An 11,900-nucleotide genomic window follows, 5' to 3' on the forward strand; every position below is an offset into this window, starting at 1 on the left:
AGGCACAGAGGCACAGAGGCACAGAGGCACAGAGGCACAGAGGCACAGAGGCACAGAGGCACAGAGGCACAGAGGCACAGAGGCACAGAGGCACAACGGCACAACGGCACAGAGGCACAACGGCACAGAGGCACAACGGCACAACGGCACAACGGCACAACGGCACAACGGCACAACGGCACAACGGCACAACGGCACAACGGCACAGCGGCACAGCGGCACAGCCGATCAGCCGATCAGCGGCGCGCGGCGGCGCATGAGCAACCCCAGCGAGCTGGCCGCGGCGCCCTCAGTTATCGAGGCGGCGTGCCGGTGTGCCGCCTATCTCCAGCACGATGCGCGCAACGCAATCGAGTAGAGCGGGCCCGGCGCGGCTGATCAGCCAGTCGCGCGGGCACTGATCGGCCGAGCCGCCGCAGTTGACTGCGTAGCGCTCGCCGGAGGGGCCGGTGAAGCCGAGCGCGATCGCGTTCAGGCCGTCGTACCACTCGCCGGTGGCGACCGCGAAACCGCGTTCGATGGTTTCCTCCAGTGCCGTTTCGAGCCGCCCGCCGACGTGGCCCCAGTCGTCGCCCTCGGCGGCCTGCAGGCCGGTCAGCAATTTCGCGCGATCGGCTTCGTCGAGGGCGGCCAGATAGGCGCGGCCGATGGCGGTACGGCTCAGGCTCATCCGCGCGCCGACTTCGAGACGCGACACGAGCACGGCCGAGCGTGGCCGGATCACGTCGATCACAACCATGTCGAGCCGGTCGCGCACGGCGAGATGGACGGAAAGCCGCGTACGTTCGGCGAGTTCGATCAGGAACGGCCGGGCACGCGCGCGAATGTCGAAGTTGCGCAAAAAGCCGTTGCTCAGTTCCAGCACCGACGACGTCAGCACGAAACGTTCGCTGTCGGGCAGCCGGAACAGAAAGCCGGTGCCGACGAGCGTCGCCGTGATGCGCGACACCGTGGGTTTAGGAATGCCGGTGATTTCGGTCAGTTCACGGTTGCTGAGCGGCGCGTCCGCCGCGGCTACGGAGCGGAGCACGGTCAGGCCACGTGCCAGCGCGGTGACCTCGTCGCCGGAGCCGTCTTTTTCTTTGACGGGGTCGGCGGCACTGCGGATTCGCGTTCGTGGGTTCATGTGATTTTGGAACAATATTTCAGATTACCTTCATCCGGAGCGCCGGGCGGCACATCGCGCGGTGTTCCAGGCGGCACGGCATGCGAAGCGGGTAGACCCGGAATTCTTCCTATTATTCATTGTATCGGAATAATTTTCCGCGCCTCGCCAAGGCTGTTTAGATTTTGCTTGACTTAGTCAGGATAACCATAAAAAATGGAACCTTATTTCGAAACAAGGTATCAGGCTTGGCGTCTTTTTGCCGTGAGCCCGGCATCTCGTCGTGGGAAAGTGCCCGACTGTAGTCCACTTTTCCGCAGCAGTCGGTGTCTCTCACCGCATAGCTCGTGCGGTTGCCGGAGTGTTTCGAAATACCGTCTCTCAGGTTCTAGCACGGCCCTCGGAATGGCTAGAACTTTTCAAGGCGTCACGGAAACGTGACGCCTTTTTTTTGTTCGTATGCGTGCACAACAACGTCTGCCGCAACGTAAGGTTCATCGCTTCCGCCAGCAGGCGGCGAAAGATTGTGTTTCTGAACCCGCGCCTTTGGGAGCTGGGGACGATCTGTGTTGATGCACGTGCCACTCATCATCACTGTGGCTAAGCTTGACAAAGCCAGTCGACGCGGTGGAGATATCGGCTGGCGCGATATAGCGCTTGATGTTCAGAGTGCGATCCAGGAACGCCGTTGCCACGCCGACCAGTGCGATCAGATACCTGGACCGTTGGAACAACCGATTCAACGCCGTGCTCGAGCGTGACCGCGACGAGCGGCGGTCGCGCGAGCGCGGTCGTCACAGAGCACGGGGCGATTCGCTGCAATAGGACTGCATATGAACAAAGTGGCGACGGTGTCGGGCGCGAGCCGCGGCATTGGACGTGAGATTGCGGTGGAACTTGCGCGGCGCGGTCTTTCGCTCGGCCTGCGTGATACGCGGGCCTACGATGGTGTGCCGGATGCGTTACTGCACCCCTACGAGGCGCGCGATCCCGAAGCTGCCCGCGCCTCGGTGAATACGACGCTCGCGCGGCTCGGCCGCAAGATCTGGCGCATCTGGTGGTGAATACGATCCGGTTGCCGAATACGACGAGCGCGGCGGAGTTGCTCGCGGAGTTGCTGGTTAACTGCCACCATGAGGAGACGCTTTGGCGGCGCTTGCGCTGTCTCGAGTCAAGGCAAGGTCGGTCGCCGGGCGGCGAAGCCGGCATCGCCTGCCTCTCGACACGGCTCGCGCTGACAGTTACGAATCCCGCCGCCCGCCGCTGGCCGCGATCTTTTCCCGCTTATCGAGCCCCGGCGTGGCGAACATATCGACCAGCTGAGCGCGCAGCCAACGGTGCGCCGGCGCCGTCTCATTGCGTTGATGCCATAACAGACTGACGACGCGATCCGGCGCCTCCAGCGGCGCACGCAGGCTAACCAGCGCGCCATTTTTGCCGCCGCGCGCGCATAGATCACGTGGCAGCACGGCGATCAGGTCGCTCGCACAGAGAATCTCGCACGCCACCGTGTAGTGATTGACCGTGGTGACCAGATTGCGCTTCAGTCCGCGTGACGCGAGAAAGCTGTCGAACGACGGCTGCGTCTGTCCTGCGAGACTGATGTCCACGTGACTTGCGTTGAGAAAGCGCTTCGTGGTCAGCCGGCCGGGCGCCGCGAGCGGATGGCCGCGCCGCATCAGACACGCGTAGTCGACGGTCCACAGCGAGCGCGAGCGAATATGCGCGGGCGGCAACGTCTCATTCACGTACACACCGATCACGCAGTCCACACGGTTGCCTTCGAGCAGCGCGGGCGCATCGAGCAAGGTGTTGGGCACCGCATGCCACTGCAGGCGCGGCGCGCCTTTGCTGAACCGCCCGATCAGACGCGGCATGACGAGCCCCGCCACATAATCGGACATCGACAGACTGAAGCTGGCCTCGGCGCGTTCGGGCGCGAACGTTTCTTCGTCGAGCGCGGCGCGAATGCGGCTCAGCGAATCGCCGACCGGGCCCCATAGCGCCATGGCGCGCTGAGTCGGCGCGACACCCGCGCCATTGCGCACGAAGAGGGGGTCGTCGAATGCCTCGCGCAGACGGCTCAGCGCATTACTGACCGCGGGCTGCGTGAGCGACAGCTTGGTCGCGGCGCGCGTGACGGCGCCTTCTGTCATCAACGCTTCGAACACCTTCAGCAGGTTGAGATCGAGCGACCGGAAGCTCATGTCGGCTATTCACACTATCAATGTACCGGATCAAGGATATAAATATTTATGACGTTCGACAAGCCATAGAATCGGCCTGGACCACGCGAGAGAGGCGCATCGCCCCACTCACGGGCGCAACGGCCTGATCATCACAGGAGCACACCGTGTCAAAAGTTTCTGCACGCATCGAGCGCCTTCCGTTTGGCCGGTTCCACGGTCACCTGCTGCTGATGGGCGGTCTCGGCTACGCGTTCGACGCCATGGACGCCGCCGCCGTCGCCTTTGTGCTGCCCGTCCTGCTCCACGACTGGAGTCTGTCCAGTGTGCAGACGGGCGTGCTCGGCAGCGGCAACTTTATCGGCTTCTTTTTCGGCGCGCTTCTCGCGGGCACGCTCGGCGATCTGCGCGGGCGGCGCAAGGTCATGATGTCGGCGCTGCTGATCTACTGCGTAGCGTCCGTCGTCAGCGCAATGACCGATTCGTGGCCTACCTTCCTCGCCGCCCGCATTGTCGCGGGCATGGGCACAGGCGCGGAAAGTGCGATCATCGCGCCATATCTCGCGGAATTCGTCGCCAAGCGTTATCGCGGCATTTTCACGGGCGCGCTGGCCGGCTTCTTTTCGTTTGGCTTCGTCGCGGCCGCGCTACTTGGTTATTTCATCGTGCCGGCATTCGACGCCGGATGGCGCGTCGTGCTGCTGATTACCGCCGTACCGATCCTGATGCTGCTCTGGTGGCGCCGTTCGCTGCCCGAGTCGCCGCGGTGGCTGGAAAGCCGTGGCCGAACGGATGAAGCGACGCGCGTGCTCGACGTCATCGAAGCGAGTTTCACGGCGCGGGGCATCGCGTTGCCTGCGCCCGAGCCGGTCGAGGCACGCGCCGCGCCGGCGCTCGAAGCGGGCACCCTGATCTCCAATCTTCGCGCGTTGTGGACGGGCCGTCAGGCGCGCATCACGACGATGACCTGGCTCATGTGGCTGTCCATCACCTTCAGCTATTACGCCTTCTTCACATGGATCCCGGGACTGCTGGTGCAGCATGGCATGAGCATCACGCGCAGCTTCGGCTACTCGGTCGCGATGTACGCAGCGCAGGTACCCGGTTACTTCAGCGCGTCGTGGTTCAACGAACGGATCGGGCGGCAGGCGACCATCGCCACCTACATGCTGCTCGGTTGCGCTTGCGCCCTTGGCATGGCTTTCGCGCACACCAACGGCGAGATCATGGCGGCGGGCATCGGCCTGTCGTTCTTCATGAATGGCACGTATGCCGGCGTCTATGCCTACACCGCCGAAGTATTCCCGACGGCCGTGCGAACGACGGGCGCTGGCACAGCATCGGCCATCGGGCGGATAGGCGCGATCGTTTCGCCGATCCTCGTCGGCTACCTGTACCCCCATTTCGGCTTCGCGGGCGTGTTCGGCGTGACGACGGTCGTGCTGCTGCTCGGCGCAATCGCCGTGGTCTTGATGGGCGTGCCGACCCGTGGACGCTCGCTGGAAGACATCGCTGCCGGAGAAGCGGCTTGAACCCGCCCACCGGAAGCACCTTGCATCCGTTCCTCGTGCTGGCGGGCGCGCAAGCAAACGGCGATCAGCCGGGCACGCTCTATCGCGCGCTCGATACGGTGCTGGCCGACACTCTCGGCCATACGCTCTTCACGATTCTGCGCTATGACGACGCGACAAACGAATCTGCGCGCATCTACAGCAATCGTCCGGCCGAATACCCGGTTGCCGCAACCAAGCCGCTATCGGGCGGCAACTGGGTCGAGACGGTGCTCAAGCGCGGCGAAGCGTTCATCGGCGCAACGCCTGACGATCTGCGCGCCGTTTTCGCCGATCATGAACTGATCGCCTCGCTCGGCTGCGAGAGCGTGCTGAACGTACCGGTGCGCTGGGACGGGCGCACGCTGGCGTCGCTGAATCTGCTCCATAGGCGCGCGTGGTATCGCGACGAACATGTGCCCCTCGCGCAGGCTCTCGCGCAGTTCACGCTGCCCGCGCTGCTAGATGCCTGATGCCTGACGCTCGACGCCCGATGCCTCGCGGGCGCCCGAGCGCCGGTTCACCGAAACACTCACGGACTAACAAGGGGAAGACGCGTGGAAAGCATTCTGTTGTCGAACGCCAGCCTGCTCGACGTCGAGCGCGCCGAATTGCGCGAAGGGCATCACGTGCTGGTCGAAAACGGCTTGATCAAGGAGGTCTCGGACCGTCCATTGAAAAGCGCTTCCGCGCGTGAGATCGACCTGCGCGGCAAGACCCTGATGCCCGGTCTGATCGATCTGCACGTGCACGTCGTGGCAGTGCAATTGAATCTTTCGCAACAGGTGAACATGCCGAACGTGCTCGTCACGTTGCGCTCGGTGCCGATCATGCGCGCGATGCTGCGGCGCGGCTTTACTACCGTGCGCGATGCGGGCGGCGCGGGTTATCCGCACAAGCAGGCCGTCGAAAGCGGCCTTGCGGTCGGGCCGCGCCTGTTCGTGGCGGGCCGCGCGCTAAGCCAGACCGGCGGGCACGGCGACATGCGGGCGCGTTCCGACTATATGGGCGGTAGTGCGCCCTGCGGTTGCTGCGTGCGCGTCGGTGCGCTGGCGCGCGTGGCGGACGGCGTCGACGAAGTTCGCCGCGCCGCCCGCGAAGAACTGCAGATGGGAGCGGATCATCTGAAGATCATGGCTTCGGGCGGCGTGGCATCGCCGACCGATCCCGTCGGCGCATTCGGCTATGCGCAAGAGGAGGTGCGCGCGATCGTCGAGGAAGCGCGTGCGCGGCACACGTATGTGATGGCGCATGCATACACGGCAGAGGCAATTGCGCGCGTCGTGCGCTGGGGAGTGCGCACGATCGAGCACGGCAACCTCGTCGATGCCCCCACGGCAAAGTTAATGGCGGAAATGGGCGCATACGTGGTGCCGACGCTCGTCACTTACGAAGCGCTCGCCAAAGAAGGTGCGCAATACGGCCTTGGCGAAGAAAGTGTCGCGAAGATCGCAGACGTGCGCGAAGCGGGCCTACGCTCGCTCGAAATCTACAGCGATGCGGGCGTCAAAATGGGCTTCGGTTCGGATCTGCTGGGACCGTCACAGCGTCTTCAGAGTGACGAGTTTCGCATCCGCGCAGAGGTGCTCGGCAATGCCGCCACGCTCAGCTGCGCCACCACCACGGCCGCCGAAGTACTTGGGTTGCCCGACAAGCTCGGCCGCGTGGCACCGGGGGCGTTCGCCGATATGCTGGTCGTCGATGGTGATCCGTTACGCGACATCACGTGCCTGCTAGGACAGGGAGAACGCATGCCCCTCGTCATGAAGGGCGGTGAGATTTACTTTGACGAGATGTGAGCGCGACTCCGGTCTCGCTGCAGCGTCGGCTTCAGGAGCGTTGGCGTTCAGCGGCTAGCCGGCCCAATAGCGTCTCGACCAGCCCGCGGGTTCCTTCTGGAACCCGCGTTTTTTTCGCCAGCTACCTTCATTGACCGACCCCCAGGTTCTTGCGGCCGACCGGAAATTCAATCTTAAAGAATCCCCTTGTGATGCCGTTGAAGAGTTGTTTGCGCGCTAAAGCCTTCAATTGGCAACAGAAAGCGCCCAGAAAAAGGGAATAAAAAGCGCGACGGCACAACAATGGCGCTTACCTGCATTGTCTTGGTGCGGTCGGTCGCGCGAGAAGGATCAATCTAAACCATAAGCCCCGGGGAAGGTCATGGCGGACGCCAATGAGATTGTCGATTTGACGCGAGAAGTTCACCGTATTGCGAAGGGCAATGTATCGGATATCAACGACATCAATCGTGAAACCACGTTTCTCGCCATCAACGCGCTGATCGAATCGGCCCGTGCCGGCGACGCCGGCCGCGGTTTCGCCGTGGTCGCAAATCAGGTCAAGGTGGTGTCGCAACGCATCGGACAGTTGACCACCGAACTGGGCCGCGAACTCACGGCCCTCGGTGACCGGATGATCACGCAGCTCGAGCAGCAGGAAGCGCAACGCCTCACCGATCTCGCGCTCAACATGATCGAGATTATCGATCGCAACCTCTACGAACGTTCCTGCGATGTGCGCTGGTGGGCGACCGACTCCGCGATTGTCGATTGCCTTGCGCACGACATCCCCGAACACCGCGCGTTCGCGTCAGAGCGGCTGGGCGTGATTCTCGACAGCTACACCGTGTACCTCGATCTGTGGGTGATCGACATGGCCGGCAATGTCGTAGCCACCGGCCGGCCCGGCCAGTTCGCCACGGCAGGGCAAGAGAACGTGGCGGACAAGCCGTGGTTCAAGGCGGCCGCGAAGTCGGCATCGGGCGCCGAGTATGCGGCGGCCGAACTCGAGTCAGTGGCGGCGCTCGGTGGCGCCGCCGTGGCGACGTACGCCGCGGCCATTCGTGAGGGCGGCGCCAACCGTGGGCGTCCGCTCGGCGTACTGGCCGTCTTCTTCAACTGGGCGCCGCAAGCCTCGACGGTCGTCAAGGGCGTGCGTTTGTCTGCGGAGGAGTGGACGCGTACACGCTGCCTGCTCGTGGATGCACGCAAGCGCGTGATCGCCACTTCAGACGACAAAGGCATGCTGCAAGAAGTGCTGCCGCTCAAAGTGGGCGATCCGAAGGCGGGCGCGTATCGACCGGACGCGGACACATTGGTGACCTACGCACTCACGCCGGGCTACGAAACATACGAAGGGATGGGCTGGTACGGCGTGATCGTGCGCAAGCGCGCGGGGCGATGAGAATCGCACACTCGGCATGCCGCATTGCAAACTCGACGATCGGGTCCCTAAAAACTTTAGTCCGTTCGCCCCGCCCGCAATGCGCTTTGAGTCGATCTTTGCGTTTGCGTTTGCGTTTGCGTTTGCGCGAAGCGAGTCGGACCTTTGCGTTCGCGTGAGTCCTGCAGACAAATGTTTATTCGGGGTTTCGCGCTTGCTCGGCAACGTTGGATTTCGAGCGGCGCAGAACTGCTCATTCCGGAGTCGCCCCGTTACACAGCGCGATAGGCAGACGTGATTTGCACCGAATCCCCGTTTGCACAATCCAGTGGCCGTCGGATACATTATCAAGTCGGCATCAGTAAATTTGACGTCAACCAGCCCATTGGCTGGTGCGGCCGATGGCGCCCCGGCCCAGCCATTTCCGAAACCATGATGCCGACTCGATAACAGCCCGACTGTAGTAGCGAAGATGTGCCCGGAAGAACTGCGTGACACGCTAAGCCAGAGTGGCTTAGCCGGTCAGCGCCTTCGCACTCCGTATGAGGCACCTGATACACAGGAGACAGCGATGGACCAGTCGCAACGCCAGCACATCGAAACAGTCCTCCTGACGACCACCAGTGGATCGGCGGCAGGCGCACGCGCGCACGATGCGATCATCCAGAGTTCGTGGCGGCGTTGCGTGCACCAGTACGGTCTTGATCCTGCCCGCATGCAGGAGGCGCGCATCCTGCCGCAGTTCCGTTTGCGCGAACATCAGCAACGTATCGACGATTTCACGCGGATCGCCCGCCACGGCCTCGACACCTTGTACAGCCAGGTGGGAGGGATGGGCTACGTGGTCCTGTTGACGGATGCCGACGGCGTCACTGTCGACTTTCGCGGCGAGGCCAATGCGGACGCAGCCCTGCGCCGCGCCGGCCTGTATCTGGGCGCCGAATGGAGTGAGAACGGCGCGGGCACCTGCGCGGTGGGTACTGCGCTCGCGACAGGTCAGGCGTTGACTGTGCATCAGGACGATCATTTCGATGCGACGCACATTCCGTTGACCTGCACCGCTGCGCCGCTGTTCGATTCGTATGGCCAGCTCAACGCGATTCTCGACATCTCCGCATTGTGTTCACCGCAGGCCAAGTACAGTCAAATGCTTGCGCTCCAACTGGTGCGCATGTACGCGAACCGGATCGAGGACGCTAACTTTCTGCGCCGGCATCGGCAGGACTGGATGCTCAAGCTCAGTCCGGCGCCCGAGTTCCTCGATGTCAATCCGGAGTATCTGATTGCTCTCGACGCCGGCGGCCGGATCTCCGGCCATAACCGCCGTGCGCAGCAAATGCTGATAGCCGAGCCGGGTGTCGAGACAATGGGCCAGTCTCTGCTCGGCATGCGATTCGATGAGCTGTTTGATGCCCGCCCGGAAGACCTCGGTCGCTTCGTTTATTCGCGACCCAGCGAGCAGCGCGTCCTGCGGTTGAGCCGTAGTGGGAAACGGCTGTACCTGAGCGTGATGCCGCCCGTGCTGCGCTTGCACCATCCGATGCAGGACGACGTATCGCCGCCGCTGCCAACCGAGCTGGCTGCGCTATGCGGTGGCGATGCGGCATTACAGCAGCAATTGCAGCGTGCTGCCAGGCTGATTGATTCGCCGATCAATCTACTGATCAACGGCGAGACCGGAAGCGGCAAGGAATTCCTGGCCAAGGCACTGCATCGAGCCAGCTCGCGTCGCAATGGCCCGTTCATCGCGGTCAACTGCGCGGCGATCCCCGAAGCGCTGATCGAAAGCGAACTGTTCGGACATCTACCCAACAGTTTCTCGGGCGCCGGTTCGAAACCGAAGCGCGGCCTGATCGAGGAGGCCAACGGCGGCACGCTATTCCTCGACGAGATTGGCGACATGCCGCGCGAGCTGCAGTCGCGTCTGCTGCGGGTACTGTCCGAAGGCGAGGTGCTGGCGATCGGCGCTTCGCGTCCCGTGCCCGTCGACGTGCGGGTGATTTCGGCCACCCACCATCCGCTTGACCAATTGATCAGCACCGGGCGGTTTCGCGAGGACCTGTATTACCGTCTCAACGGTGCACGCCTTGTACTGCCGCCGTTGCGCGAGCGCAGCGATCTGGACTGGCTGGTGCAAAAGCTGCTCGCCGTGCCAGGAACCGGGTCCGGCTTCACGATCTCGGAGGCCGCGCGTGAGCGGCTGCATCGGCATCGCTGGCCGGGCAACCTGCGCGAACTGCGCAATGCGCTCGAATATGCCCGAGCGGTTTGCAGCCACGAACACATCGAAGCGCATGACCTCCCCGAAGGCATAGGCGACACGGCCGTGGACACCCTCGCGGAACCTGCGTCGTCAGATCCGGCGGCGCATCCGGCCCATGCACACGACGGGACCACCTTGCCGGCCGAGGGCAAGCTGCTCATGCAGCACCTGCGCGCCTCGGGCTGGAATCTGAGCGCCGTCGCGCGCGAGATCGGTATCAGCCGCATGACACTGTATCGCCGCATGGCGCGCTACGGGATTCAGTCGCCAAACCGCAGCGACGCCAAAGCAGGCGATATTCAGCGCTGACTGCGTGGCTGCCGCGTGCGGCCGATACGCGTGTCCAGCATGATGCAACTGCACGTGTGACACCTGTCACGGCACACGGCTGCGTCTGTGCATTTCGCGCCCATATTTCCGGGTTATCACCTGGGTTTTCTGTCCCATTGGATCGACACGTCATTGGCATAGCAGTTGCAGTAGGTGGGCCTGTCAAAACAAGTACATCAGGAGACAGGCATGCGCGAACCTGCGCCGGTTCGTTCGCCGCTGGTCGGCATCATCGCCAACCCCATTTCGGCACGCGATATCCGTCGAGTCATCGCGAACGCGAACAGCCTGCAACTGGCCGACCGCGTGAATATCGTGCTGCGGCTGTTGTCTGCGCTGGCCGCGGGCGGCGTTGGCCGCGTGCTGATGATGCCGGATCGGGAAGGGTTGCGGGCAATGCTGCAGCGGCACCTTGCGCGTTCTTCAGGGCCTGACTGCACGCTGGCGGCGGTCGATTATCTGAACATGGCTGTCACTGGCAGCGTGGACGACACGCTGTGCGCCGCACGAATGATGCGAGAGGCCGGTGTAGCGGCTATCGTGGTCCTCGGCGGTGACGGGACGCATCGCGCGGTAGTCCGCGAGTGCGGCGACGTGCCGATCGTCGGGCTTTCCACGGGCACCAACAACGCCTTTCCCGAAATGCGCGAGCCCACTATCACCGGGCTGGCTACCGCCCTGTTCGCAAGCGGGCGCATCCCGGCGCGGTGCGCGCTCGCGAGTAACAAGCGCCTCGAAGTGACGATTCGCGAGCCGAACGGTGCGGTGCACACGGATATCGCACTGGTCGACGCGGTCATCTCCCGCGAGCAATACATCGGCGCGCGTGCGGTGTGGAAGACCGACATGCTGACGGCGGTGTATGTGTCATATGCGAGTCCGCAGGCAATCGGCCTGTCCGCGATCGCGGGCCTGCTCGAACCGGTTGGCCGGCACGAGCGCGGTGGCCTCGCCATCGAACTGGGCCGTCAGGGGCAATGCGCGTTCGAACTGATGGCTCCGATTGCGCCCGGACTGATGCGGTCGGTGCCGGTCGCCTGCTGGCATCGCCTGGAGGACGCCGTGCCAGAGCGTGTGCACCAGGGCGCCGGCATCGTCGCACTCGACGGCGAGCGCGAGCTGGCATTCGATAAGGATGACGAAGTATTCGTGACACTGCAAGAAAACGCTTTTTCCAGCATCGACGTGGCCGCGTGCATGAGCTACGCCGCTGGCGCGCACCTGATGCGCCGCGCCGCGGGCGCAGGCCTGACCGATCCCGAATTCCGCATCTTCACCCCCTAAACCTGAAAAAGGAGACAAAC

Annotated in this window: 9 protein-coding genes; 7 read left to right on the forward strand and 2 right to left on the reverse strand. The window is 63.4% G+C overall.

The window, feature by feature from the left end; translation table 11 throughout:
- Window positions 1-289: 289 nt before the first annotated feature.
- Window positions 290-1,126, reverse strand: coding sequence for an IclR family transcriptional regulator (locus F757_RS0115245; RefSeq protein WP_027212149.1), 837 nt, complete (start codon window positions 1,124-1,126; stop codon window positions 290-292).
- Window positions 1,127-1,938: 812 nt separating this feature from the next.
- On the opposite strand from F757_RS0115245, the gene F757_RS0115250 reads away from it, so the two are divergent.
- The gene (locus tag F757_RS0115250; protein WP_027212150.1) at window positions 1,939-2,169 is read left to right on the forward strand and encodes a hypothetical protein; all 231 of its coding nucleotides are present in this window, start codon (window positions 1,939-1,941) and stop codon (window positions 2,167-2,169) included.
- Between the two features lie 177 nt (window positions 2,170-2,346).
- On the opposite strand, the gene F757_RS0115255 is transcribed toward F757_RS0115250, so the two are convergent.
- Window positions 2,347-3,312, reverse strand: coding sequence for a LysR family transcriptional regulator (locus F757_RS0115255; protein WP_027212151.1), 966 nt, complete (start codon window positions 3,310-3,312; stop codon window positions 2,347-2,349).
- 146 nt (window positions 3,313-3,458) lie between these two features.
- Between F757_RS0115255 and F757_RS0115260 the strand changes: the two genes are divergently transcribed.
- The 6 genes from F757_RS0115260 to F757_RS0115285 all read left to right on the forward strand — a co-directional run bounded on the left by F757_RS0115260 (window position 3,459) and on the right by F757_RS0115285 (window position 11,880).
- Window positions 3,459-4,823: an MFS transporter gene (locus F757_RS0115260; RefSeq protein WP_027212152.1), complete on the forward strand. Its 1,365-nt coding sequence runs from the start codon at window positions 3,459-3,461 to the stop codon at window positions 4,821-4,823.
- Window positions 4,820-5,314, forward strand: a complete 495-nt coding sequence (locus F757_RS0115265; RefSeq protein ID WP_027212153.1) for a GAF domain-containing protein — start codon at window positions 4,820-4,822, stop codon at window positions 5,312-5,314. Before F757_RS0115260 ends, F757_RS0115265 begins: the two co-directional genes overlap by 4 nt.
- Before the next feature lie 84 nt (window positions 5,315-5,398).
- The gene (locus F757_RS0115270) at window positions 5,399-6,640 is read left to right on the forward strand and encodes a metal-dependent hydrolase family protein (protein WP_027212154.1); all 1,242 of its coding nucleotides are present in this window, start codon (window positions 5,399-5,401) and stop codon (window positions 6,638-6,640) included.
- Window positions 6,641-7,001: 361 nt separating this feature from the next.
- Entirely contained in the window at window positions 7,002-8,024 is a 1,023-nt protein-coding gene (locus F757_RS0115275; protein WP_027212155.1) for a methyl-accepting chemotaxis protein, read from the forward strand.
- 550 nt (window positions 8,025-8,574) lie between these two features.
- Window positions 8,575-10,575 carry a sigma-54-dependent Fis family transcriptional regulator gene (locus F757_RS0115280; protein ID WP_027212156.1) on the forward strand — a complete coding sequence of 667 codons (2,001 nt, stop codon included), beginning with the start codon at window positions 8,575-8,577 and terminating at the stop codon, window positions 10,573-10,575.
- Window positions 10,576-10,785: 210 nt separating this feature from the next.
- Window positions 10,786-11,880, forward strand: coding sequence for an ATP-NAD kinase family protein (locus tag F757_RS0115285; RefSeq protein ID WP_027212157.1), 1,095 nt, complete (start codon window positions 10,786-10,788; stop codon window positions 11,878-11,880).
- Window positions 11,881-11,900 lie beyond the last annotated feature (20 nt).

Source organism: Burkholderia sp. WSM2232 (genome assembly GCF_000472545.1).
GTDB lineage: Bacteria > Pseudomonadota > Gammaproteobacteria > Burkholderiales > Burkholderiaceae > Paraburkholderia.